The organism is Streptomyces sp. NPDC057616 (genome assembly GCF_042800575.1).
GTDB lineage: Bacteria > Actinomycetota > Actinomycetes > Streptomycetales > Streptomycetaceae > Streptomyces.
This window is the reverse complement of sequence record NZ_JBHVGU010000004.1, coordinates 315,683-338,421: the sequence shown is the minus strand read 5'-3', so window position 1 is coordinate 338,421 and position 22,739 is coordinate 315,683. Positions and strand designations below refer to the sequence as shown.

General features: G+C 70.2%; 22 protein-coding genes, 1 tRNA gene and 2 pseudogenes. 11 read left to right on the top strand and 14 right to left on the bottom strand.

Annotation, left to right across the window (positions count from 1 at the left end; translation table 11 throughout):
• Nucleotides 1-50 precede the first annotated feature (50 nt).
• The gene (locus ACFU97_RS06945) at nt 51-638 is read left to right on the top strand and encodes an acyl-CoA dehydrogenase family protein (protein WP_384251941.1); all 588 of its coding nucleotides are present in this window, start codon (nt 51-53) and stop codon (nt 636-638) included.
• Here the strand turns inward: ACFU97_RS06945 and ACFU97_RS06940 are convergent.
• The 7 genes from ACFU97_RS06940 to ACFU97_RS06910 form a co-directional block, all read right to left on the bottom strand.
• Nucleotides 572-1,039, bottom strand: coding sequence for a MerR family transcriptional regulator (locus tag ACFU97_RS06940; RefSeq protein ID WP_384251939.1), 468 nt, complete (start codon nt 1,037-1,039; stop codon nt 572-574). The two genes, ACFU97_RS06945 and ACFU97_RS06940, sit on opposite strands and share 67 nt — an antisense overlap.
• Before the next feature lie 14 nt (nt 1,040-1,053).
• Nucleotides 1,054-1,266 (bottom strand): acyl-CoA carboxylase epsilon subunit, encoded by a 213-nt coding sequence (locus tag ACFU97_RS06935; RefSeq protein WP_384251937.1) that lies wholly within the window; start codon nt 1,264-1,266, stop codon nt 1,054-1,056.
• The gene (locus tag ACFU97_RS06930) at nt 1,263-2,852 is read right to left on the bottom strand and encodes an acyl-CoA carboxylase subunit beta (RefSeq protein WP_384252002.1); all 1,590 of its coding nucleotides are present in this window, start codon (nt 2,850-2,852) and stop codon (nt 1,263-1,265) included. Before ACFU97_RS06930 ends, ACFU97_RS06935 begins: the two co-directional genes overlap by 4 nt.
• 174 nt (nt 2,853-3,026) lie before the next feature.
• Nucleotides 3,027-4,469 carry an MFS transporter gene (locus tag ACFU97_RS06925; protein ID WP_384251934.1) on the bottom strand — a complete coding sequence of 481 codons (1,443 nt, stop codon included), beginning with the start codon at nt 4,467-4,469 and terminating at the stop codon, nt 3,027-3,029.
• Between the two features lie 112 nt (nt 4,470-4,581).
• Nucleotides 4,582-4,812 carry a 4-oxalocrotonate tautomerase family protein gene (locus ACFU97_RS06920; RefSeq protein WP_384251932.1) on the bottom strand — a complete coding sequence of 77 codons (231 nt, stop codon included), beginning with the start codon at nt 4,810-4,812 and terminating at the stop codon, nt 4,582-4,584.
• A 255-nt stretch (nt 4,813-5,067) separates the two neighbouring features.
• The gene (locus ACFU97_RS06915; RefSeq protein ID WP_384251930.1) at nt 5,068-5,856 is read right to left on the bottom strand and encodes an SDR family NAD(P)-dependent oxidoreductase; all 789 of its coding nucleotides are present in this window, start codon (nt 5,854-5,856) and stop codon (nt 5,068-5,070) included.
• A 280-nt stretch (nt 5,857-6,136) separates the two neighbouring features.
• Complete coding sequence (locus ACFU97_RS06910) at nt 6,137-6,739, bottom strand: TetR family transcriptional regulator (protein ID WP_384251927.1); 603 nt, start codon at nt 6,737-6,739, stop codon at nt 6,137-6,139.
• 252 nt (nt 6,740-6,991) lie between these two features.
• Between ACFU97_RS06910 and ACFU97_RS06905 the strand changes: the two genes are divergently transcribed.
• The 5 genes from ACFU97_RS06905 (at nt 6,992) to ACFU97_RS06885 (ending at nt 11,102) form a co-directional block, all read left to right on the top strand.
• Nucleotides 6,992-7,816, top strand: a complete 825-nt coding sequence (locus tag ACFU97_RS06905) for an AfsA-related hotdog domain-containing protein (RefSeq protein ID WP_384251925.1) — start codon at nt 6,992-6,994, stop codon at nt 7,814-7,816.
• A gap of 107 nt (nt 7,817-7,923) precedes the next feature.
• The gene (locus ACFU97_RS06900; protein ID WP_384251922.1) at nt 7,924-8,553 is read left to right on the top strand and encodes a hypothetical protein; all 630 of its coding nucleotides are present in this window, start codon (nt 7,924-7,926) and stop codon (nt 8,551-8,553) included.
• 139 nt (nt 8,554-8,692) lie between these two features.
• Complete coding sequence (locus ACFU97_RS06895) at nt 8,693-9,586, top strand: hypothetical protein (RefSeq protein WP_384251920.1); 894 nt, start codon at nt 8,693-8,695, stop codon at nt 9,584-9,586.
• A 73-nt stretch (nt 9,587-9,659) separates the two neighbouring features.
• The gene (locus ACFU97_RS06890) at nt 9,660-10,775 is read left to right on the top strand and encodes a 3-oxoacyl-ACP synthase III family protein (RefSeq protein ID WP_384251918.1); all 1,116 of its coding nucleotides are present in this window, start codon (nt 9,660-9,662) and stop codon (nt 10,773-10,775) included.
• A gap of 96 nt (nt 10,776-10,871) precedes the next feature.
• A complete protein-coding gene (locus ACFU97_RS06885) occupies nt 10,872-11,102 on the top strand; it encodes a hypothetical protein (protein ID WP_384251915.1) in 231 nt (76 codons plus the stop codon).
• A gap of 86 nt (nt 11,103-11,188) precedes the next feature.
• Here ACFU97_RS06885 and ACFU97_RS06880 read toward each other — a convergent pair whose 3' ends face one another.
• Complete coding sequence (locus ACFU97_RS06880) at nt 11,189-11,992, bottom strand: HAD family hydrolase (protein WP_384251913.1); 804 nt, start codon at nt 11,990-11,992, stop codon at nt 11,189-11,191.
• A 242-nt stretch (nt 11,993-12,234) separates the two neighbouring features.
• Between ACFU97_RS06880 and ACFU97_RS06875 the strand changes: the two genes are divergently transcribed.
• Nucleotides 12,235-12,310 (top strand) — tRNA-Arg (locus ACFU97_RS06875).
• Between the two features lie 68 nt (nt 12,311-12,378).
• On the opposite strand, the pseudogene ACFU97_RS06870 reads toward ACFU97_RS06875, so the two are convergent.
• From ACFU97_RS06870 to ACFU97_RS06845, 6 genes and pseudogenes are all read right to left on the bottom strand, one after another.
• Nucleotides 12,379-13,239 (bottom strand): annotated as a pseudogene (locus ACFU97_RS06870) (tyrosine-type recombinase/integrase); the annotation flags it as partial.
• A gap of 604 nt (nt 13,240-13,843) precedes the next feature.
• Nucleotides 13,844-14,416, bottom strand: a complete 573-nt coding sequence (locus tag ACFU97_RS06865) for a hypothetical protein (RefSeq protein WP_384251910.1) — start codon at nt 14,414-14,416, stop codon at nt 13,844-13,846.
• 63 nt (nt 14,417-14,479) lie between these two features.
• A complete protein-coding gene (locus tag ACFU97_RS06860; protein WP_384251908.1) occupies nt 14,480-15,883 on the bottom strand; it encodes a NucA/NucB deoxyribonuclease domain-containing protein in 1,404 nt (467 codons plus the stop codon).
• A gap of 1,126 nt (nt 15,884-17,009) precedes the next feature.
• Nucleotides 17,010-17,318: a hypothetical protein gene (locus ACFU97_RS06855; RefSeq protein ID WP_384251906.1), complete on the bottom strand. Its 309-nt coding sequence runs from the start codon at nt 17,316-17,318 to the stop codon at nt 17,010-17,012.
• Nucleotides 17,319-18,071: 753 nt separating this feature from the next.
• A pseudogene (locus tag ACFU97_RS06850) lies at nt 18,072-18,306 on the bottom strand (site-specific integrase); the annotation flags it as partial.
• Between the two features lie 330 nt (nt 18,307-18,636).
• A complete protein-coding gene (locus ACFU97_RS06845) occupies nt 18,637-18,999 on the bottom strand; it encodes an ANTAR domain-containing protein (RefSeq protein ID WP_384251903.1) in 363 nt (120 codons plus the stop codon).
• Nucleotides 19,000-19,133: 134 nt separating this feature from the next.
• Between ACFU97_RS06845 and ACFU97_RS06840 the strand changes: the two genes are divergently transcribed.
• The 4 genes from ACFU97_RS06840 (at nt 19,134) to ACFU97_RS06825 (ending at nt 22,554) form a co-directional block, all read left to right on the top strand.
• A complete protein-coding gene (locus ACFU97_RS06840; RefSeq protein WP_384251901.1) occupies nt 19,134-20,093 on the top strand; it encodes a helix-turn-helix transcriptional regulator in 960 nt (319 codons plus the stop codon).
• Nucleotides 20,094-20,206: 113 nt separating this feature from the next.
• Nucleotides 20,207-20,431, top strand: a complete 225-nt coding sequence (locus tag ACFU97_RS06835) for a cold-shock protein (RefSeq protein WP_384251898.1) — start codon at nt 20,207-20,209, stop codon at nt 20,429-20,431.
• Between the two features lie 94 nt (nt 20,432-20,525).
• Entirely contained in the window at nt 20,526-21,569 is a 1,044-nt protein-coding gene (locus ACFU97_RS06830; RefSeq protein ID WP_384251895.1) for an aminoglycoside phosphotransferase family protein, read from the top strand.
• 151 nt (nt 21,570-21,720) lie between these two features.
• Nucleotides 21,721-22,554, top strand: a complete 834-nt coding sequence (locus ACFU97_RS06825) for a slipin family protein (protein WP_384251892.1) — start codon at nt 21,721-21,723, stop codon at nt 22,552-22,554.
• The last annotated feature ends 185 nt before the right edge of the window (nt 22,555-22,739 follow it).

The following is a 22,739-nucleotide window of genomic DNA, read 5'->3' as shown; positions in this document are numbered from 1 at the left end:
GAGCCATGTGGGACGACCCGGGGGTTGGTAAAAGGGGAGGAGGACCTGCGGTGGGGAGGGAGTTTGTCCCCCACCACCACCGCTCCTTCCCGCTGGCCGCGTTGATGCGCGGCGGCGACGCACCGGGTCTGGCCCGCTGCCACTCCGTACCCGCCCAGCTGGCCGGCGGCCTGATGTTCTGCGCGCCGGCGCTGGGTGCCGCCCGCCGCGCGCTGGCGCTGTGGTCCGAGTGGGCCGCGGCGAAGGCGCCCGGCGGCGGGCGCCCGCACCACGACAGCGCGGCGGTGCGCGAGACGCTCGCCGTCGCCTCGGGGCACATCGACGCGGCCGGGCTGCTGCTGCGGCGGGCGGCCCGCCGCGCCGACACCGAACCCGTCGACGCGGCGCTCGTCGCCGGCAACCAGCGCGACGCCGCCGTGGCCGCCGGACTGCTCGCCGACGCGGTCGACCGTCTCTTCCGTACCGGCGGCGCCCACCTCCGCGACGGCGGCGGCGATCTCAACCGGCTGTGGCGCGACGTCCACACGGTGGCCTCGCACGGCGTGCTGCGCCTGGAGCCGGTCGCCGCCGCCTACGCCTCGGCCGCGCTCGCCGCCGACGCGCCGGCCCGCACCAGCGCGGCCTCCCGCTCCAGGTAGAAGCCGATCTTCCAGTCGAGGTAGCGCAGCGTCGCGGCGAAGTCCGCGGCCCGGGCGCGCAGCACATCCCGGTGGTCCTGCAGCAGTTCGCGGCGCGCAGCGATGGTCGAGTCGCCCGCCCGGTACAGCTCGACGTAGTGGTTCATGGCGGCCGGCGACATCCCGGTGCTGCGCAGGTGGTTGAGGAACTCCAGCCAGCGCAGGTGCACCGGGCTGTAGGCGCGCACGCCGTACGGGTCCTCGGCGGCGCCCTCGATCAGCCCCTGGTCCTCGTACCAGCGCAGCGTCCCGGCGTCGAGGCCGCTGATGCGGACGACCTCCTCCAGGGAGTAGGTCTCGGCGTGCGGGGCGGCGTACGCGGTGGGGCGGTTGTCGTGGGTGTGAGCTGCGGTCGTGGACATGGTGGTCCTCCCGTTCAGTGGCGCCAGGACGTGGCGGCGCGGTGCGTGGTCAGGTCGGGGCGGTGCCAGGTGGGGACGGACCGGACGGGCGCGAGCTCCTCCGCGGCAGGCGTCCGCCGGGCCAGTTCCATCAGTACGGCGGTGGCCGCGGCGAGTTCCTCCGCGGTCGGCTCGCCGCGCAGCACACGGACGACGAACTCCTCGGTGCCGTCGGCGCTGTCGCTCATACCGGCTGGTTCCCGTGCTTGCGGGAGGGCAGGTCGGCGTGTTTGGCGCGGAGCGCGGCGAGCGAGCGGATCAGCACCGCCCGGGTGTCGCGCGGGTCGATCACGTCGTCGACGAGACCGCGCTCGGCGGCGTAATAGGGGTGCATCAGCTCGGACTTGTACTCCGCGATACGGCGCGCCCGTACCGCCTCGGGGTCGTCGGCGGCGGCGATCTCCCGGCGGAAGACGACGTTCGCGGCGCCCTCGGCGCCCATCACGGCGATCTCGTTGGTGGGCCACGCCAGCGCCAGATCGGCGCCGATGGACCGCGAGTCCATCACGATGTACGCGCCGCCGTACGCCTTGCGCAGCACCAGCGAGATCCGCGGCACGGTCGCGTTGCAGTACGCGTACAGCAGCTTGGCGCCGTGCCGGATGATGCCGGCGTGCTCCTGGCCGACCCCGGGCAGGAAGCCGGGCACGTCGACCAGCGTCACCAGCGGGATGTTGAACGCGTCGCAGAACTGCACGAACCGCGCGCCCTTCTCGGAGGCGGCGATGTCCAGCACCCCGGCGGTCGCCGACGGCTGGTTGGCGACGACGCCGACGACGTGCCCGTCCAGCCGGGCCAGCGCGCACACCAGGTTGGCCGCCCAGCCGGGCTGCACCTCGAAGAAGTCGCCGTCGTCGACGATCTCCTCGATCGCCGCCCGCATGTCGTACGCCTGGTTCGGCTCGGCCGGCACCAGGTCGAGCAGCAGGTCGCAGCGCCGCTCCGGATCGTCCGACGGCTCCTCGTGGGGCGGCAGTTCGCGGTTGTTGGACGGCAGCAGCGACAGCAGATGGCGTACGTCCTCCAGGCAGCCCGCCTCGTCGTCGTAGGCCGCGGCGGCCACGCCGGAGACCGTGGCGTGCACGTCGGCGCCGCCGAGCGCGTCGTGGCTGACCTGCTCGCCGGTCACCGCCTTCACCACGTCCGGGCCGGTGATGAACATCTGCGAGATGCCGCGCACCATGAAGACGAAGTCGGTCAGGGCGGGCGAGTAGGCCGCACCGCCGGCGCACGGCCCGAGCATCACGCTGATCTGGGGCAGCACCCCGGAGGCGGCAACGTTGCGTGTGAAGATCCCGCCGTAGCCGGCCAGTGCCGAGACGCCCTCCTGGATCCGGGCCCCGGCCCCGTCGTTGAGCGAGACCAGCGGCGCCCCGGCGGCGAGCGCCAGGTCCATCACCTTGTGGATCTTGGTGGCGTGCGCCTCGCCGAGGGCGCCGCCGAAGATGCGGAAGTCGTGGGCGTAGACGAAGACGGTACGGCCGTGGACGGTCCCCCAGCCGGTGATCACGCCGTCCGTGTAGGGCCGCCGGGCCTCCAGCCCGAACCCGGTGGCGCGGTGCCGGCGCAGGGCCTCGATCTCCGTGAACGACCCCTCGTCCAGCAGCAGTTCGACGCGCTCACGGGCGGTCAGCTTGCCGCGCGCGTGCTGCTGGTCGCTCGCGCCGGGGCCGGGTCCCTCGTGCGCGAGCTCGCGTATGAGCTCCAGTTCGGCGAGGCGGGAGCGGGTGGTCGCGGGCGGGGGTGGGTGCTGTGGGAGTGTGCGTTCTTCCATGACGGTCATGGGATCCATCATGGAGCATTTAAATTCCTTCGTGAAGGTTTTTTAACTGGGCTTTGCCTGGAGTCGAGCCGGACAGGCAGAAGCCCCGCGCCCCGGAAGGGGCGCGGGGAACTGCACGACCGGCCACGACGAACGCGTGGCCTGGAACCGGGGTCCGCCCAGCGCCTAAGCCGCGTCGCCGGCCCGCCTGGTCACCCGCCGCAGCAGCAGCCCCGTGGCCGCCGCCGTCGTCAGCAGCATCACCACGCTGATCACGAAGCTGGTGTCGAACCCCTGCTGGAAGTGCGAGGTGTCGGCGATGAGCGCGCCGAACGCCGCCACCGCGATGCAACTGCCCACCTGCCGGAAGGTGTTGAGCACCGCGGCCGCCGTGCCCGCCCGCTCCCCGTCGATGTTCTCCAGGATCGCCGCCGTCAGCGACGGCACCGCGAGCCCGCCGCCCAGGCCGATCGGGACCAGCAGCAGCACGGGGACCAGGTACGAGGTGTGGGAGGTGACCGTCAGCATCAGCAGCGATCCCGCGGTCATGACCAGCTGCCCGATCGTCATGGGCACCCAGGCACCCTTGCGCGCCGCCAGCTTGACGCCCGCCATGTTGACGATGGAGATCAGCGCGCACATCGGGATGAACATCGCGCCGGTGCTGACCGGAGAGGCGCCGCGCACCTGCTGGAAGTACATGCCGAGCAGGAAGATGGCGCCGTAGAAGACCGCGTTGATGGTGAAGCCGGCCGCCAGGCAGACCACCACGGTGCGGGACTTGAAGATGCTCAGCGGCACCATCGGGCGCTCCCGCCGCGACTGCGTCCGCACGAACACCGCGGTCGCCACGGCGGCCAGCGCCAGCGTGCCCAGCACGTCCGGGCTGCCCCAGCCCGCGCGCCCGCCCTCGATCACGGCGTACGTCAGACCGGCCAGGGAGGCCACGACGGAGAGCTGGCCGACCAGGTCGACCGGGGCCTCGCGGCGCGGCGACGCCTGGATGCGGGTCAGCAGGGCGAGGCCGAGGGCGCCCACCGGGAGGTTCAGGTAGAACACCGCACGCCAGCTCAGCCCGCTGGTGAGCATGCCGCCGACGACCGGCCCGACGGCGACCGCGACCGAGCCCGCGGCCGTCCAGATCGCGATGGCCCGCGCCCGCTTGCCCGGGTCGGAGTAGGTCTGCCGGATCAGCGCGAGGGAGGCCGGCACCATCAGGGCGGCGGCACCGCCCTGCACCATGCGGGCGCCGATCAGCGTGCCCAGGTTGGGCGCGACGCCGCAGGCCAGGGAGGCCACGGTGAAGGCGGCCAGGCCCCAGGCGTAGGCACGGGTGGCGCCGATCCGGTCCGAGAAGGTCCCGGCCGACAGCATGAACGCGGCGAACATCAGCGTGTAGCCGTCGACGATCCACTGCAGGTCGGCCATGGTGCCGCGCAGGCTGTGCGAGATGGCCGGCAGGGCCACGTTGACGACCGAGCCGTCGAGGGAGATGACGAAGAAGGCGAGCAGCGCCGCCGCGAGGACGGTGGTGGTGGAGGACCGCCGCGGGGCGGACGGTTCACCGGCCGGTACGACCGGGGTCCGGTCGGTCCGGTCGGTCCGCGCGGACCGGGTCAGGATGGCCATGGGAACTCTCCTTGGAAAAGGCCGGGTTGGTGGGGGGCGCGAGCGTTGGGATGGGGCGAGGGCCGGGGTGGGGCGAGGGCCGGGGTGGGGCGAGGGCCGGGGTGGGGCGCGGTCAGGCGTCGGCCGGCGCGGCGCGGCGGCGGCTGAGTTCGGCGAACTCGGGGTTCGTGCCGAGCACTCCGCCCTCGCCCCAGCGGTTCTGCGGGATCTCCTGGATGTAGACGGTGATCTTGTCGAGGGGTGCGCCGATGACGCGGTGCACCGTGGCGGTGAGCTCCTCGATGAGCTCCTGGCACTTCTCGTCGGTCTGGTTGGGCCAGGTGGTCACGGAGAGAATGGGCATGACGAAGCTCCTTGGTGTGTACGGGAGTTGAGGGCACGGGAGTCGTGCGTGCGGAGTCGCGCGTGCGGGAGTCGTGTGTGCCGGCCTCCCGGGATGTGCGGGGTTTCCGGGACGTGCGGAGATTTCCGGGACGTGCGGAGTTTCCGGGCGTACGAAGATCGGGCCCGCGCTCGATGACTGACGGGGCGCGCGGAGCGCGGAGGGACGAGCCGGAAGGGCGAGCCGGAGGAATGAGCCGGGACGCCGGGCGGGTGGCTACAGGCCGGCCGAGGCCCCGCCGTCCAGGGTGAATGCGGCGCCGGCGATATGACGGGCGGCCGGCGAGAGAAGGAAGGCGGTCAGCCGGGCGACGTCGGCCGGCTCCGCGAGTGTGCCGAGCGGGGTCCCGGCGGCGACCTGGGCGCTGACCTCCTCGGCGGTGGCGCCGATGCGGTCGCCGATCGCCTTGGCGATCTCGTCCCACAGCGGCGTACGTACGGCGCCGGGGTCGAGCACGTTGACCCGGACGCCCTTGCGGCCCAGATCCTTCGAGACGGCCTTCGCGAAGGCCGCGAGGGCGGCGTTGACCGCGCTGTTCACCGGAAAGAGCGGGTCGGGGTCCTTGCGGAAGACTCCGCTGACCAGCACGACCGAGCCCCCGCCGTCGGCGGCCAGCGAGCCCGCCAGCGCACGGGTCAGCCGGACCGCGCCCATGAGCTTGCCGTTGAAGGTGGCCTGCCACATGGCGTCGGTGGCCTCCTCCAGCGGGGCGAGCGGGCCGTCGCCGGCGGTGTGCACCAGCCCGTCGACCCGGCCGAGCTCGGCGACGAGGGCGCCGGCCGTGGCGTCCACGGAGGCGGCGGAGTTGATGTCGGTCTCGTACGGAACGAGCCGGCCGGCGCCGCCGGTGCGGGCGTCGATCTCGGCCCGGGTCCGCTCCAGGCGGTCCGCGTCCCGGCCGAGCAGCACGACGGTGGCGTCGGACCGGGCCAGCTCCTCGACGACGGCCGAACCCATGCCGCCGGTGGCGCCGCTGACGACGATGACGGGGGCGGTGGCGTCCACGGGGTCCTCGAATTCCGGGGCTGCGCCCCTGGTTGACGGTACGTCAGGTCACACCGGCGACCCCGGATGAAGCGGGTTCGGCCTGGTGATGAAGAAGGTAGCGGGGTTCGCGAGTCGATGCAACCATCTAGTTGGTTTTTGAGAACCAACTAGACGGTTTCAGCCCTCCGGCCAGCAAAAAGGGAGCCCGGACCATTCCGAACTCCCTTGACCCACAAGGCGGATGGGATCCGCCCGACGGCAATCGACCCCGAAGGGCATCCCCTTCAGACCGCCGCCCTCACACCGACCCCTGCAGAACGTTGTCGATGATCGAGTGCCCATGGGCGACGACGCTGGCCCGCAGCAGCGCCCATCCCGACTCCGTGTCACCGTCAGGCCCCAGCATCAGCCGGCGCTGCTGCGGCACGATGAACGGCCAGGAGGCCACGCCGATCAGGGCGATGAGCGCGCGGGCCGCCGCCGTGGGGTCGTCGATGCCGAGGGCGAGGCTCAGCGCGGCGGTCTTGTGGACGTAGTACGCCTCGCGCTCCTTCTCGTCCGGGATCGGCTTGTCCCGGTAGTGCAGGCCCTCCCAGGCCAGCAGCCGCACCAGGTCGGACCGGCGGTGGTAGTCGAAGACCTCGCCGACGTAGGAGCGCAGCCCCTCCTCCGAGGTGGGGATGGGCACGGCCTCGGACATGTGCGCGTAGACCTTGGCCATGACAGCGGCGAACAGGGCTTCCTTGTTGCCGAAGTAGGCATAGATCCGCTGCTTGTTGACGCCGGAGCGCTCCGCGATCCGGTCCACACGCGCACCCGCGAGACCGTGCTCGGAGAACTCCGCCTCGGCGGCCTCCAGAAGCTTGGCGCGGGTCTGCTGTCCCTTGGGTGTCTCAGCCATGGGACGAGCCTAGTCCACCGGGAAACCAACTGGATAGTTCTAAAAAACCAACTAGATGGTTGCGTTGGCGTCCGAGGTGCTCTACGTTCTTCACATCGGCCCCGCCACCCCGGACGAACCGGTGCGAAAGAGGCGGCAGGCCCCGTACGTCAGCTGTACCCGTTCGACCTTGTTCGACACTCGCGACGCACTCGACGCTCCTCGCGTCCGCGGCCGCCCATCGGGCCCGGCCGCCCCATCAAGGAGAAACGCATGTCAGCCACAGCCACTCCCCGGACCCTGCTGCTCGTCGGTGACCGTTTTGCCGGATTCGCCGCACACGAGGACGTGCTCACGGTCACGCAGTTCACCGACGAGATGCGCCTCGGGGTGTACTCCTGGGACACCCTCCCGATCACGGTCCGCGCCGGACAGGGCGTCACGCGCCACGAGTGGGAGGTCGTCCGCGAGCAGGCCCTGCTCCTGGGCCTCGCCGAGCGGCTGGACTTCGCCTTCCGGGAGCCGGCGCTGGCCGGCCGCGGCGAGGCCCACAAACACCGAAGCTGCAACACCCTGATAGCCGACCTCCGGCGGGACGGCGAGGACCTGTTCTCCGCGACGCTGCGCGTCCACAACGACAACGAGCTGCTCATCGACCACCAGACCGGCGAGCACGTCCAGGGCATGGTCGCCGTCGAGGCCGCCCGGCAGATGTTCCTCGCGGTCAGCGAGCGCTACCACGCCTCGCGCAACCTCGACCGGTCGTACTACTACGTCATCGAGTCGCTCAACACCGACTTCGAGAACTTCCTCTTCCCGCTCGACGCCACGATCGTCTACCACACCCTGCGCGCCGAACTCGACGACCCGGACCGGCTCTCCTTCGCCGCGGAGATCTCCCTGCACCAGGCGGGCCGCCGCGCCTCGATCACGACCGTGACCTACACGGCCTTCGACGCGCCGGTCATCGAGGCCAAGGAGCACCGCAGGGCGCGGCACGCGGTCGAGCACACGGTACGCGCCACGCAGCAGGCGGCCGCGGCGGCGGGGGCCGCGGCCACCGTTGCCACCGGACGGCCGGTGCTGGTCGGCGCCTGAATCGGCGCCCGCCCTCCCGGATCCCCCAACTCCTCGCGTACAAAACCCGCTTGCAGAGCAACGCTCACCACTTCACGTAGCGACACCCACACCCAAGGAGAACCGTCATGTCCGCTTCCGCCGCCCTCATCACCGCCACCGAGCTGTTCGCCAAGCCCGAGCAGATCGACGCCGTAGCCGAGGCCTGGCAGCGCCACAACGACGCGTCCGGCTTCGCGGGCCGCATCCTCTACCGCGGCCTGGAGAGCAACTCGGTCCTCGAACTCGCCCCGCTGGACGGCTTCAAGCAGATGGAGGAGCTGCGGGCCGACTGGTGGAAGCTGTGGGAGGCCGTCGGCCCCCTGGGCGAGGGCGACTTCCGCCGCCAGTTCCTGCAGTTCGTCGAGGCGCCCAAGCCGGCCGCCGGCGCCCTGCCCGACACCCGGTACGTGCAGATGCGGCACGTCGAGGTCGTGCCCCGCGTCTACCGCCAGTACCGCGCCTGGCGCGAGGAGACCATCTTCGACGTCGTGCGCACCTCGGTCGAGGTCAAGAGCTTCCAGGCCTTCCACTCGCTGGCCAGCACCGAGCCCGGCGTGATGTTCGTGTCCGGCTTCGACGCGGACCCCGCCACGTACATGGAGGCCTTCACCTCCCCGCGCTACCAGCAGATCGTCCGCGAGGCCGGCGACACCTACATCACCGGCGGCGACAACGGCCTCTACACCCGCATCTACGAGCGCGTCACCGCCGCCTGAACCCCACCGGATCCCAGTCGAATCCACTGGAATCCACTGGAAGCCACTCCCCCTCCGGCCGGCCGCGTGACCCCTGCTGCAAGGCGTTGCGCGGCCGGCCGTTCGTTTTCCGTCCCGCGTCGGCGAAGGAGTACCCGACATGACCATCGCACCCGAGGCCGCCGCACCCGTCGCGGCCGCCCCCATGACCCGGACCTACGACCTGAGCGTCACCACCCAGGGCCCGCTGTACCCGCCGAGCGAAATCGTGGACGAGAACGGCGACTTCGTCGTCATCGGCCGCGTCAACCGCCCCGGCACCGACGGCACCACCGTCTCCGCGTGGGGCGGCGCCGTGGTCTCGCCCGACAGCCCCCTGCCGCCGCTCGGCCGCAATCTGCCGTACGACATCGTCCGCGAGCTCGACCTCTCCGACCCCACCGGCCCGGACGCCCAGGTCCAGCTCTACACGCTGCCCCTCCCCCTGCCCTGCAACAACTACCCGATGCTCTTCGCCCCCGAGCAGCGCCCCGACGCGCACGACGTGCGGCGCCCCAGCTACCCGCTGCACGGCGCGCCGATCCCGGACCTGCGCGAGGAGGACGGGCCGAAGGTTCGCGAGCCGATCACGCTGGGCCAATGGGCCAAGGCGCGCGGCCAGTTGGAGGTCCACGTGCCGGCGAGCCGGCGTAGCGCCGACTTCTCCTTCGCCTTCACCGGCCTGATCCCGGACAGCCTCTACACGGTCATGTCGCTGCGTGAGCACGACCTCGACCCGGCGGGCCCCACCCGCCCCGGTCCGCTCGGCGTGCCGAACGCGTTCATCAGCGACAGCAACGGCATGGCCCACTACCGGGCGACACTTCCCAACCCCTTCCCGGCGCCGGGCACTCCGGGCGCGAACCGGGTGATCAACGTGGTCGTGCTCTGGATGAGCTACCAGCAGAACTACGGCGGCGCCATCGGCCACTTCGGCCTGGGCGGCGACATCCACGCCCAACTGAAGCTGCAGGGCCCCAGCTTCGGCGAGTTCACCACGGCACCGGCCAACTGATCTTTCGGCGGCCGCAGTTCGCATACGAAGTTCGAGGGCTCGAAGGCTCGATGACTCGAAGGAGAGACACCCCATGGACCACAGCCCGATCAACCCGATCGACTCGATCGGCATCATCGCGACCGGCTCCTACCTGCCCGCCACCGTCGTCGACAACGACGAGGTCGGCGCGGCGGCGGGGGTGACCGCGGAATGGATCGAACGCAAGACGGGCATACGACGACGACACCGCGCCGCGGCCCACGAGGCGACCTCGGACCTGGCGGCGCAGGCGGCCCGGCAGGCGCTCGCCCAGGCGGGCCTGGACGCCGACCAGATCACGTACGTCGTGGTCGCCACCTCCACCCCGGACCACCCGCAGCCGGCCACGGCGGCGATCGTGACCGACCTGATCGGCGCCCGCCGGGCCGCGGCCTTCGACATCAACTCCGTGTGCAGCGGCTTCATGTTCGCGCTGACGGCGGCCGAACGCATGCTGCGCGCCGAACCAGCGAGCGCCGGGCAGGGGCCGTACGCCCTGGTCATCGGCGCGGACATCTACTCCCGCATCCTGGACCCGGCCGACCGCAAGACGGCCATCCTGTTCGGCGACGGGGCGGGAGCGGTGGTGCTCGGCCCGGTGCCGGCGGCCACCGGAGGCATCACCACCAGCCTGACCACGCGCGGCGACCAGCACCGGCTGATCAGCGTGCCGGCGGGCGGCAGCAGGCGGCCGGCGTCGGCGGACACGCTGGCGGAGGGCGCGCACTGGTTCACGATGGACGGGCGAGGGGTGCGCGGTTTCGTGCACGAGAACCTGCCCGGCGCGGTCCACGCGCTGCTGGCCAAGGCGGACGTACCGGCCCGCGCGGTCCGCCACTTCGTGCCGCACCAGGCCAACGGCGTGATGCTGGCCGAGGTCTGGCCCGCGCTCGGCCTGGACTCGGCCCGCATGCACCTGGCCCTGGCCCTGCACGGCAACACGGGCGCCGCGTCCGTGCCGATCACTCTCGATCTGGCCCACCGCCGCGGCCTGTTCACGGAGGGCGACCTGACCGTCCTGTCCGCCTTCGGCGGCGGGATGTCGGTGGGCTCGGCCCTGCTGCGCTGGGCCCCGACCCGGCACGCCCGCCCGGCGAGGATCGCCCGGCCGACGACCGCGGCCCCGACGGCACCGCTGCCGGAGCCGGCACTGGCCGGGGCGAGGTAACCGGCGCGCGGCGACACGGAATTCCGCACCCCGAAGCACTGATGGCAAGCAGCGGAGACACGAACGAAGTTCCCCGAACCCGAAGGAGAAACGACGATGGCAACGCCGACAGCGACAACCTCCCTCCCGCCCCTGGCCACGATGCCGCCCCCGTCCTCCCTCCCCCGCCTCCATGTCCTCGCCAACGGCACGCTGGCCTCCGTCCACCACGACGGCAACTGGTACCTGCTGAGTACCGCGCCGGAGCCGAGGAGGCCCGTACTGCGGCTGGCGGGAGACGCCGACGACGCCGGCCTGGAGCCGCACATCTGCCGGAGCATCGACTGAGCGCGGACGAGTTCGGGGACGGGGGCCGCATGGGCCCGGCCGTCCCCGAACTGTCCGTTCATACCTCGGAGTTCACCGAGTACCCCTCAGTCCAGCGGCAGGGCGCACTCCGCCGCGCAGGCCTCGGAGAGCTCGTCCCGGCCCATGGACCAGCAGGCGAGCGCGCATCCGGAGGCGGCGACCGCGGCAGGCTCCGCACGCCGGGCCAGGTAGGCCTGGACGGCGGGAGCGTCACCGACACCCTGGGGGTGCCCGACGCAGTCGAGCATGGGGAAGTCGGAGGGGTGGTCGCCGTAGGCGTAGCAGTCGCGCGGGTTCACGCCCGGGTACTCGGCCAGCAGGCGCAGCACGGCCGCGCGTTTGCCCTCGCCGATCACGGGTTCGCTCACGTCGCCGGTGTAGCGGCCGCCGAGCACGAGCGGCGAGGTGCACAGGACATGCCGGGCGCCGACCCGTTCGGCGACCGGATCGAGGCACGGTGCGAAGGACCCCGAGACGAGCACCACCTCGGCGCCGGCGGCGCGGTGCCGGTCCAGTTCGGCGACGGTGGAGGCGATGAAGAACCCCGGGTCGGCCGAGGCGAGCGAGAACCACTCGCGCCCGAGCATGGTTATCTCCTCCTCGCTCTCACCGGCGTACGAGCGGTAGTAGGACCGGTTGATCCCCTCCCGGGGCACACCCTCGCCGGCCTGCCGCCGCAGGTCGCCGGCGATACGCCGGTACCGCTCCTCCCCCTCCTCCCCGTACCGCCGCACCAGCTGGAACCGCAGGAACTCGAACATGCTCTTGCAGTCGATCAGCGTCTCGTCGACGTCGCAGAACACCAGATAGGCAGGCCGGTGCCCGCCGCCTGCCGGCGCGCCCGTGCCTATGCCTGCCACCACCGTCATCCCGATGACCTCCCCCTCGGGGCCCGGCACGACACCGAACCCTCCAAAACATTCCTTCGAGAAGGTATCACTATCGCCCGAACGCCGGGCAGGATTCCCGACGTATCAGCCACCGCCCCAGCGACCTGCCCCGCACCACCCCTGGCCCCGACCAACCCGACCAACCCCCGGGCCCCCACACCGCCAACCGCTACACTGTGGTCGGTGGCACAGCTGCAGGTCAGCGATGCCGCCGCAGCACTGCCTTCGTAGCTCAGGGGATAGAGCACCGCTCTCCTAAAGCGGGTGTCGCAGGTTCGAATCCTGCCGGGGGCACCAGGAAAAAGGCCCCGGACCGATCAAGGTCCGGGGCCTTTGACATCTACTTTTGACATCAACGCGGCTGGTCACTGACGACCGGGACGCCGTTTCCTGCTCCTGAGCAGCCGGTCCATATGGCTCATGGCCTCGCGGTGGGTGTCCTGGACGACGTGCGTGCAGACGTCCATGGTGATGCTGATCTGAGAGTGCCCGAGGATCTCCATCACGACGCGGGGCGCGACTCCGGCCGCCGTGAGGAGGGTGGCCGTGCCATGGCGCGCGTCGTGCAGCCGGATGACGCGGAGGCCGGCGGACTCGGCGACGTGGGTGAAGGAGCGGTAGACGTTGCGCGGCTCGACCGGGCGGCCGGTGCGGGTCGTGAAGACGTAGTCCGACTCACGCCACCTCTCCCCCGCCTTGGCTCGGGCGTCCGCCTGCTTCAAGCGGTGCCAGCGCAGGGGCGCGATGCAGAGGGCAGGCAGGGGGACGACACGGCGACGGCGGCTCTTCGGGTCGTCGTACAGGACGCCACGGCGGCGCTGGATCTGGTGACGGACGTAGAGGACGCGGTTGTCGAGGTCGAGGTCAGCCCAGCGAAGGCCGATGATCTCTCCTCGACGAAGGCCCATGACGATGGCGAGGACGAAGGCCGCGTAGAGCGGGTCCTTGCGAGAGACAGCAAGGCAGTCGAGCGTCTCGTCGAGGGTCCAGGGATTCAGCTCCTTGGTGTCGGTGCGGGGTGACTCGACGAGCTTGGCGACGTTGCGGGCGATCAGCTCCTCACGGCAGGCGGAGGACAGCGCCGAACGCAGGATTCGGTGCGATTCCTTGGCAGTTGCCCCCGTGCTCTCCTTCTCCATACGGACGAGAAAGCGGCGGACGTCAGCGACGGCCAGGGATTCGAGCCGCTTCGCGCCGAGGTGAGGCACCAGGTAGAGGCGCACATCGACACTGTGACCTCGGAAGTGGGGAAGCCGCGAGACGGAGTCCCGAAGCCGATCTTTGTAGAGCTACGGATCAGAAGATTGTGAGGGGGGTGGGTGCGGAGCCATTCGGCATCCCGGGACCCAGTGGTCCGGGGACCCCTATCCGGCCACCCCCCTTGGCCGCCGTGTTCCACGAGCGAACATCGAACCGGCGCATCTCTGCCACGGAAGCTAACAGCCCACACTGACAACGCCCTTGTCCCCGTGACTGATGCCCCAGCGGACGTGCCAGAACCGTGCCAGGTCGGGCGGCAAACCACGGGGAACAACAGGGAGCGCATGCGGCGCACCTCAGACGCCAACATCGTTCCGCCGCAGCTCAGCAAGCTGCCCGCCCCTGAAGCACCCGAGCTTCCCAAGCTCAGGGCTTCGGTTCGCTTGATCACGCTCTTCCCTCAAAACGTGCGTCCATCGCAGAGACCTTGCGACGCACAGAGGCCCTATCCCGCTTGGGATAGGGCCTCTTGCCGTATGCGCGCCCTTGTCCGGGCCGCTGCAGACAGGTCAGCTGTTCAGGCTTGTCTGCGGGACCAGTCCGTAGAGACCAAAGGCGTGCGGTCGCGGGTCAGGAGTAGTCGCCGCGTTCGGCACTGCGCAGGATGTCACGTTCCCGGCCAGTCTGGGTGTCGAGTGAGTCCTCGTGGTCGATGACGATGGTGTCGTCGGCCTCTCGGGCTCGTACCTGGGCTCCGTAAGCGTCTGTCGCCTTCACCAGGAGCGCGTCCTGGTATGCGGCCGGCCAGCTTTGGATCAGATAGGACTCCACGACGTCGTCCACAGTTGTCTGGTCGACAGCGCTGTCCCTGCTTCGGGCGTGGACGCGCAGTCGGTAGGCGCCCGGCCCCTGGGAGGCCAGCGAGGGCAACTCCAGAGGATCGTCCATGAGCGGTGTCACGAGGACCTGCCCGGAAGGTGAGTGACATGAGATCTCAGCGATCTCTTCCCAGCCCGGAGCGGGGTCGGGCCGCTGGGAGTGCCGTTCGACGGTGACCTGGACGTCGCCGGTGTGGATGCCAGTGATCACCTCGATGGCGCCGCCGGTCGCGGAGACGAGCCCGTTGTGTGATGCGTCGAGGGCGTCAGCCAGGGGCCCTTGCGGGTCCGCGATCTGGAAGAGGTGGTACTGAGCCTGTACCACTCCTGTTCGTGCGGCAGTTGACTCATTCACGGGTGGTGTCTTCCGGTCTCGTCCGACAGAGGGCTACCTGATCCATACCAGGAACCGGTCACCTTCGAGGACGCGGCTGTAGGTGTAGAAGCCGTTGAGGGCGCGGCCCGCATCGGTGTTCTGGCTGGCGTTGATCATGCGGCGGCTGAACGGACCCCCGCTGTACTTGGCGCCCTGCCAGGTGCTGGCGAAGGGGTACTCGTCGCAGGACTTGCCTGCCGGTCGGGGCAGGCTCGACGGGCAGGCGGTTCGACGATTCTCCGTTATCTTCGAGCCGTTCGTGAGCCGTGTGAGGTAGTGCGTCGTACCGTACTTGCCCGGCAGGCCGGTAGCCTGGGCGTCCTTGATGTGCTTGGCGACCTCCGGCCACGGCCCGGTCAGGCTGTAGCTGATCACTGGCACCGCGGCGAGGTTCACGCAGCCGACCTGGCGGGGAGCGCCGGGCAGGGCGTTGTCACAGCGGACCTCCACGGTGGACAGCTTGGTGGCGTCCGATGGTGCGACCCACTGAGAGTTGCTGAACGTCCAGGACGCGATGCTGCGGCCTGTGCCCCGCTGCTTGGAAGCAGAGGTGTTGATGGTGGTGTCCATGAAAAACTGCCCATAGGGCTCGGCGCTCGAGTTGATCGCCTGCGCCGGAAAGCTCTTGTTCGTGACCTTGCACTTGCCAGTACAGGCGCCACTGCCAGATGCCTTGGTGCCAGTCATCGCCCGTCCCCACCGGGACACCTCCAGCAGCCGCACCTGATAGGCCCAATTCTTGGCGTCCCGGGCCGAGAAGGAGTATCCGACGACGAGGTACTTGATGCCGCCCACCTTCCGGCCCGTGCGCACGTCGATGGCGTTGACTTCACTGCGCCAGATGCCGCAGCCGCGCATGCGCTCGATGTACCACGTCGACTTCACTCCCGTGTCGATGCACCACTGCGGTTCCTTCCACGGCGAGCGCCCGGACGCTGTGACTGCGACCCCAGACTCGTCTGCCGGTGCGGATACCAGCGGTGCGTCCTCGGCGTCCTGCTGCGGCGAGGCTTGCTGTCCGGTGTCCGGCACGGCGGCCAGGACGGCCGATTCCGTGGCAGATGTGTCGGCAGGAACGTCACTGCGCGACAGCGCAGCGTTTTCGGCAGAACTGAGTTCGTCTGCCGGCTCCAGCGGTGACGTACAGGCCGTGTACTGCGCGTCAGGGGCTGCGGCGGCGGCCTTCACCTGGTCATCACATGCGGTCTTCTGACCACCAATCAGCGCGACGGGCTCGCCGTCCTCGGCGGTTGGGGGAGCCGCTGTCGGCTCCTCGACCGTGCCGTCCGCGCCCAGTGCTATGTCGTCTGCCGAAGGCGCAGCGTCCGGGTCACTGTCGCTGGGATCAGGCGCCGATGACGGCTCATCAGCGGCTGGATCGGCCACACTCGTGGTCAGCGACGTGTCCGAAGCCACCGCGGGATCATCCGCCGCCTGTGCAGCGCCCAACGAACTACCCAGCAGTCCCAGGTGACGGCCCCCGCGGACAGCAGCATTCTCGATCTCAAGTTGTACCCCCTGCGATTGGTCAAGACAGCGCGAACCCACCCCTGTGTATGGCATGTCCACGCCGGGTCGACACGATCAAAGCACAGTGCACTGACAGTCAGCCTCTGGGTATTGCCTGCGCGCCGAGCCGGATTGCTCAGGAAGACGACAGCGACGAGGAGCAGCTCTTCTGGGGCCAGACAGGTGGCTTCTTCTACGAGACCACCGCGGTCAGTCGATCCGTGAAGAGCGACGAGCTGGGGAGGCTGAAGGCTGCCACTGTCTCGTCACTGCCCCGGCCGCTCGAACGCCGGTGCAGGTCACCTATCTCTCCCCGGCGTCGGGCAAGTCACTTCCCAGAGGACGAGCGAAACCCAATCACGACCATCAAGGGCGCGAGCCTGCGGCCTCTGACGAGCAAAGACCCAGCTCAGCATCGCTCGACTGGTGGCCATGACGGCGGCGTGGCGTGGCTCGTAGCGTATGGAAAGCCGACCATGAACGCAGGTGAACGACCTCGTACACGGCCTCGTGGACCACCAACGGACACTGAAACCCTGCACGCGCGACGTGCTGTACCGACTCGCGCGCGCACGGAGCTTTCACACCGTTGGCTATGCGCCCTACCCGGTGCTTGCACGACGCTGCACGCTGAGTGCCGGCCGAGTCTTCGGGCGAAGTACCGGGGGGGGCGAACGGTGGGCGAGTGGAAGCAGAGCAAGTGCGGCTGGCCGACGGCTTCTGGAAAGCGTTGCCAGAACAAGACGTTGAAGGGCACCTCACGTTGCTACCTACACCAAGGTGACTGGACTAAGCGCGGCCAGGCCGAACTGAAGAAGAGGGTGAGTAAGCGTCGCAGGAAGTAGTGCACGGTCGGGGGTGAGTGTCTAAGCGCGTGACAACGCCGACGGACGACGGCGAACGAGCCCGGATGCGTACGCACCATCGACGCAGGTGAGGAGCACACCAACCCCTGGCACAGCCCCCAACCCAGTTGCTTCGGGACGAAGAAGTCCGCGCTCCATCCGCTACGGCGATGGTCAAGCCTGGCCATTCAGGAGCAATTGCAGGACCAGGCGTAGGTGACGAACAGGGCTGCCACGGCGAACGTGGTGGCCGCCACGCCGGCCAGTCGCCCGCGCCGCCCTGGCCTGGCGAGACGAAGCAGCTCCCAGCCGCCATAGCCGAGGAAGGCCAGCAAGGCGCCACCTATACCGCCGGTGATGAGCGGGCTGCGCTCCCATCCCCAGACGAACGCCAGAGCCAGACCTGCCAGGGCAAGGCAGGCGATCACCGTCAGCACCACTTCCCCAGTGAGCTCACCCAAGAGTTCTTTCAAGAACGAGCCCACGCCGCGGATCACGCGCAGGACACGACTCCGAGCCACAGGAACAGCCACACGCCCCCCCCCAGAGCCGGTCTCGAATGATCGGACCCTGTGAGATCGCGACGCCTCGGGGAAGAGTGATCAAGGCCATCTGTTCGTCAGCGCAGCAGCGCCACGACCGGGTCCACCACCAAGGTCCGGACCGCGAGCGCCCGGTATCGGCTTCGACGACCATGTGCCGGGTCCACACTGAGCTACAAATCCCGGCTGCCTCTGACATCCACGGCTGACATCAACGACGCCGGACAGGGACGTACACCAGCGACTATGCCCGGCCGTCGCACCAATCGCCGACCGCAGCCGGAGCAGCCTCGGATCGAACTCCTGAAGCGGGTGTCGCAGGTTCGAATCCTGCCGGGGGCACAGGAAAAGGGCCAGCTCAGGAGGAGTTTCCTCCCAGGCTGGCCCTTCGTCGTGTTCAGGGCGTGCCACACGCGTGCCACCAGAGTCCACGCGGAGTCCACATCCCCTGGGGAGAGGGTCGGTGTCTCTCACTGTTGGATATGGACGTGCCGAAGAGCGATGACTACGCGAGAACCAGCATGCGACGGACCATATGGGGCTGCGTTGCCGGGTTGGCCGTGGCCTTGGCCATCCCGGTGTACCTAGTGGTGGCCGTGCTCCTGGGCGGGATGCCGACCCCTTGAAGCTGTCGGCCGCTCCGTCGCACACCCTCTTGCGGTGCAGGTGGCGGAGGGAGCGGCCGCGCAGTCGTTGTCTCAATGCTTGCTCGGCGACCGTGAGGACCGGACGTTCGGGCACTTCGTATCGGTCGGCGCCCTTGATACGGCAGGGATTACGCCCGGATCAGTTCGTCGTCCACCCCCGTGTTCATCGGCGCCCGCAGCAGTTGGTACGCCTTGACCACCGTCGGCTCACCCACGTCGGCACCGAGGAGCTTGCCGCGCCGGCTGCGCACCCGAGCCGTCGTCATGTCGGCGATGGTTCCGGCGCCGAAGGTGGGACCCAAGCTTCCCGAGCTGCGGGCTCCGGCCGTCTTCACGGTCCGGCCGTGGCCGCTTGCTCTGGTTGACGACACACCCCGACAGCGTGGCTGAGGCGGTGGGGGTGCAGCCAGGCACACGCGTGCGTGGTCGGCTGGCGCACCCGCCATCGTGGCCGACTGCCGTCGGCCGAGGTTCGTGCCACTGCCGTGCCAGATGCAGGGGTCAGCCACGGTCAACAAGGATGTCTCCCAGTCGAGTTACCGGAAGCTTGACCAGGTGTCGAAGGCCCCGGACCAGTCCTGGTCCGGGGCCTTCCGGGTCTGCTTTCGGTGTCCGCTGGCGCGGCGTCAGGGCCAGCCGCAGGCCGCCGCGCCCGCGTGTTCCTCGTCCTCCTCGTAGGAGCCGTCCGAGTCCTGGCGGCGGGCGTGGTCGACCGCTTGCGGGAGGGCCGTGCGGATGACCTCGGGCAGGGGGCTGCCGCCGGACGGCCACTGGACGAGGCAACGGGCGACCTCGCGGAGCTTCACGTTGGTGTGCTGGGAGATGTGTTTCAGTACGGCCCAGCCCTGGTCGGGGCGCAGGCCCGCCACGGTGATGACCACGCCGATCGCCTGATCGACGAGGGCGTGGGCATCCACGGCGTGGCGCAGCTGCTGCACTTCCTTCTGCAGGGCTGTCACATCGTCCGCGTCCTCGCCTTCTCCGATCATGTTCGGAAGCCTCCGCGCCTCGGGGAGGCGAAGAACAGCCGCAGGGCGAAGACTCTGGCCATACGCTGTGCAGAAAACGAAAAGTACCTGCTCAGCGCATACATGCCGGAGCCGATGACGGGAATCTGACAGCCATGGAGAGCCTGAGCTTCGAGAGCGACGATCTAGGCGCGACCGAGGATTTCCTCAGTCGCGCCTACGCCAGGATGAGTATCGGCAGCACCACTCCCGACGCCACCCACACTCGCGTCACCCGTACCGGTATCGACGCGGTGAGCATCGACGAGATCGACCTGTCCTTCGAGATGAGCTACTCGGTCACGCCGCTCGGCAAGATCTGCCTGTGCGTCATGCACGACGGCACCGTGCGGGACCACGGATTCCACGGGGTGCAGGACGACTTCGGCCCGGGTGACGTGGTGCTGTTCGCGCCGCCCGAGCTGCCGTATGCGGGGCGGATCTGCAACGCCCGCTACAACATCACGATGCTCGACCCCGGCCTGCTGTCGCAGGTGGCCGGCGAGCAGAGCGGGCCGCCGGTCCGGCTGACCGGGCATCGGCCGCACTCGACCGCGGTCGCACGGCAGTTGGGCCGCACCATCGCCTACCTGCGGGACCAGGTGCTCGCCGACCCGGCGGTGGCCGAGCAGCCGCTGGTGGCGTCCACCGCCGCGCAGCACCTGGCGGCGAGCGTGCTGTCCGCGTTCCCCAGCACTGCGCTCGGCGGCGACGCCGGCATCGCCGCGCGCGACGAGCGTGACGCGCATCCGCTGATCCTGCGCCGGGCCCTCGCCTACATCGACGACCACGCCGACCGGCCGATCACCGTGGCCGAGATCGCGGGGGCCGCTCATGTCACGCCGCGGGCATTGCAGTACGCCTTCCGGCGCCATCTGGACACCACACCGCTCGCCCACCTCCGCCAGGTGCGGCTCGCTCAGGCGCACCTGGACCTGATGGCCGGCGATCCCACCGACGGGGCCACGGTCACGGAGATCGCCGCCCGCTGGGGCTTCCACCACCCGGGCCGCTTCGCCTCCCTCTACCGCGACACCTACCACCGCGCTCCCCACCAGACACTCAACGGGAGTTGACCCGACGCCCCCTGTCCCGGCCCCGACCCCGGCCCCGACCCCGGCCCCGCCCCCGTCGCGGTACCGTCCGACCCGCCTCCTCACCCCGTGCCGCGAGCCGTAGGGTTTCGCCCATGGTCATGGCTACCGTCCGCGAGTGGTACGACGAGGAAGGCTGGGGCGTGCTCGACTCGTCCGAGACGCCCGGAGGCTGCCTCGGCCACTTCTCCGACATCCGGATGCCGGGATTCCGCACCCTGTCGCCGGGTCAGCAGGTGGAGCTCACCTGGGAAGCCCCCGGCTTCCAGCAGGACGGCTACGACTTTCGCGCCCTGACGATCGTCCCGCGGCCCGTCTGATCCTCCGGCTCCGGCTCGCGAACGAGTCTGCTCGCCCTGCTCCCCTTCCTCGACGCCAATCCGGACCTGCTCCCCTTCCTCGACGCCAATCCGGATGAGCCGGCGGCGCCCGTGGTGGTGGGATGGTCCGGTGAACAGTGGTGCGGTGGTCGACCGTGGGCGGTATCCGGATCTCGTGACGCCCTGGGAGCGGGCGGAGTGGCGGTCCGCCGCGCTCGGCTGGGTGGGCGGGGTCCTCGACGCCGGCGGGCTGCGCGAGACCGGGCCCCGGCGGGTGCGGCTGCGCCCCTGGTCGGTGCTGGTGCGGCTGTCGGTCGACGGCGGCCCCGTGTGGTTCAAGGCCAGTCCGCCCGCCGGCCGCTTCGAGGCGGGGCTCGCCGAGGCGCTGTCCGAATGGGTTCCGGAGCATGTGCTGAGGCCGCTGGCCGTCGACGCCGGCCGGGGCTGGTCGCTGCTCCCCGACGGCGGGCCGCGGCTGGCCGACGTACTCGAGGAAGGGGCGGACGGGGCGGACGGGCCCCGGACCTGGGAGGCCCTGCTGCACCGGTACGCCGAGCTGCAGCGCTCCCTGCTGCCGTACGCCGCGAAGATCGAGGCCCTCGGGGTGCCCGTCGCCCGTACGGCCACCCTGCCGCACGTCTTCGACCGGCTGGTGGCGGACAACGGCGCGCTGACGGCGGCCGACCGCACCGTGCTGGACGGACTGCGGCCCCGCCTCGTGGAGTGGTGCGAGGAGCTCGCCGGGCTCGGCGTCGCGGACTCCCTGGATCACGCGGACGTGCACGAGGGGCAGGTCTTCGTGCCCGGCCCGGGGCGGTTCACCTTCTTCGACTGGGGGGACGCCGCCGTCTCGCACCCGTTCTGCAGTTTCGTGGTGCCCGCCGGACACGCCGCCGAACGCTACGGCCCGGACGTGCTCCCCCGCCTGCGCGACGCCTACCTCGAACCGTGGACCGGCGCCGGCCGCACCACCCGGGACCTCCGCCGCGCCCTCCGCCTGGCCTGGCGGCTCGGGGCGATCGGACGGGCCGTCGCCTGGGGGCGGCTCTTCCCGGGGGCGGCGGACGCCACGGACCTGGCCGGCGACGCCCAGGCCGTCGACTCGCTGCTGCGGCTCCGGGACGAACCCCCCGTATAGCCAACAGGCGCCGCGCCCAGGGACCTTGACGAATTCCTGACGCTCGCCGCCGCACCCTTCCGGCTCTCCGCGGTGTCCTCCCCCATGTCTCGATCGCATGGATCGGACGGATCGCATGTCCGCGAAGGACATCCGTGAGGAATGGAGTGCCATGGAAGGCACCGTGGTTGCGGTAGTGCTGGTGGCCGTACTGGCCCTGCTCGTGCTGCGCAGTGGGATGCGGGTGGTCAACCAGGTCGAACGCGGCGTCGTGTTCCGGATGGGGCGGGCGCAGCCCTCCTACCGGCAGCCGGGCGTCACGTTCCTGATCCCGTTCGTCGACCGGATGCGCAAGGTGAACACGCAGGTGGTCACCATGCCGGTGCCCACCCAGGAGGGCATCACGAGGGACAACGTCTCGGTGAAGGTGGACGCCGTCGTCTACTTCCGGGTCACCGATCCCGTACGGGCCGCCATCGAGGTCCAGGACTACGTCTTCGCCGTCGGCCAGGTCGCCCAGTCCTCCCTGCGGTCCATCATCGGCAAGAGCGACCTGGACGACCTGCTCTCCGACCGTGAACGGCTGCACGAGGGCCTGGCGTTGATGATCGACAGCCCGGCGGCGGGCTGGGGCGTCCACATCGACCGCGTCGAGATCAAGGACGTCCAGCTGCCGGAGCCGCTCAAGCGGTCCATGTCGCGCCAGGCCGAGGCGGAGCGCGAGCGGCGGGCCCGGGTGATCACCGCGGACGGCGAGTTCCAGGCCGCGCAGCAGCTCGCCAACGCCTCCCGGATCATGTCGGACACCCCGGAGGCCATGCAGCTGCGCCTGCTCCAGACGGTCGTGGAGGTCGCGGCCGAGAAGAACTCGACGCTGGTGATGCCGTTCCCGGTGGAGCTGCTGCGCTACTTCGACAAGGCGGCCCAGCAGTTCACCTCCGGTGCCGCTACGGCTCCTGCAGCGCCGGTGCCGGCCCAGGTTCAGGAGTCCGCCGAGCAGCGGTAGCCAGCGTCAGTGTCACCCCGAGCGACGCGAGCGCCAGCACGGTCATCGCCGTGGCGGGCGAGGTGAGTCCGGCCACCGCGCCCGCCAGGGCCGGGGGGACACCCCACCCCCTCCACCCCCCCAAACAAAGCCAAACCCCAAAGCGGTCACCCCCCCCCCCCCCAGTCCCCCCCCCCCCCCCCCCC

What these genes read in the sequence shown, in the direction of transcription:
- ACFU97_RS06895 (WP_384251920.1), top strand. Translation starts at nt 8,693, where the DNA reads ATGACCATCGCACCCGAGGCCGCCGCACCCGTCGCGGCCGCCCCCATG.
- ACFU97_RS06890 (WP_384251918.1), top strand. Translation starts at nt 9,660, where the DNA reads ATGGACCACAGCCCGATCAACCCGATCGACTCGATCGGCATCATCGCG.
- ACFU97_RS06830 (WP_384251895.1), top strand. Translation starts at nt 20,526, where the DNA reads ATGAGCCGGCGGCGCCCGTGGTGGTGGGATGGTCCGGTGAACAGTGGT.
- ACFU97_RS06885 (WP_384251915.1), top strand. Translation starts at nt 10,872, where the DNA reads ATGGCAACGCCGACAGCGACAACCTCCCTCCCGCCCCTGGCCACGATG.
- ACFU97_RS06880 (WP_384251913.1), bottom strand. Translation starts at nt 11,992, where the DNA reads ATGACGGTGGTGGCAGGCATAGGCACGGGCGCGCCGGCAGGCGGCGGG.
- ACFU97_RS06845 (WP_384251903.1), bottom strand. Translation starts at nt 18,999, where the DNA reads ATGATCGGAGAAGGCGAGGACGCGGACGATGTGACAGCCCTGCAGAAG.
- ACFU97_RS06930 (WP_384252002.1), bottom strand. Translation starts at nt 2,852, where the DNA reads ATGGAAGAACGCACACTCCCACAGCACCCACCCCCGCCCGCGACCACC.
- ACFU97_RS06900 (WP_384251922.1), top strand. Translation starts at nt 7,924, where the DNA reads ATGTCCGCTTCCGCCGCCCTCATCACCGCCACCGAGCTGTTCGCCAAG.
- ACFU97_RS06925 (WP_384251934.1), bottom strand. Translation starts at nt 4,469, where the DNA reads ATGGCCATCCTGACCCGGTCCGCGCGGACCGACCGGACCGACCGGACC.
- ACFU97_RS06920 (WP_384251932.1), bottom strand. Translation starts at nt 4,812, where the DNA reads ATGCCCATTCTCTCCGTGACCACCTGGCCCAACCAGACCGACGAGAAG.
- ACFU97_RS06840 (WP_384251901.1), top strand. Translation starts at nt 19,134, where the DNA reads ATGGAGAGCCTGAGCTTCGAGAGCGACGATCTAGGCGCGACCGAGGAT.
- ACFU97_RS06940 (WP_384251939.1), bottom strand. Translation starts at nt 1,039, where the DNA reads ATGTCCACGACCGCAGCTCACACCCACGACAACCGCCCCACCGCGTAC.
- ACFU97_RS06910 (WP_384251927.1), bottom strand. Translation starts at nt 6,739, where the DNA reads ATGGCTGAGACACCCAAGGGACAGCAGACCCGCGCCAAGCTTCTGGAG.
- ACFU97_RS06835 (WP_384251898.1), top strand. Translation starts at nt 20,207, where the DNA reads ATGGTCATGGCTACCGTCCGCGAGTGGTACGACGAGGAAGGCTGGGGC.
- ACFU97_RS06825 (WP_384251892.1), top strand. Translation starts at nt 21,721, where the DNA reads ATGGAAGGCACCGTGGTTGCGGTAGTGCTGGTGGCCGTACTGGCCCTG.
- ACFU97_RS06905 (WP_384251925.1), top strand. Translation starts at nt 6,992, where the DNA reads ATGTCAGCCACAGCCACTCCCCGGACCCTGCTGCTCGTCGGTGACCGT.
- ACFU97_RS06935 (WP_384251937.1), bottom strand. Translation starts at nt 1,266, where the DNA reads ATGAGCGACAGCGCCGACGGCACCGAGGAGTTCGTCGTCCGTGTGCTG.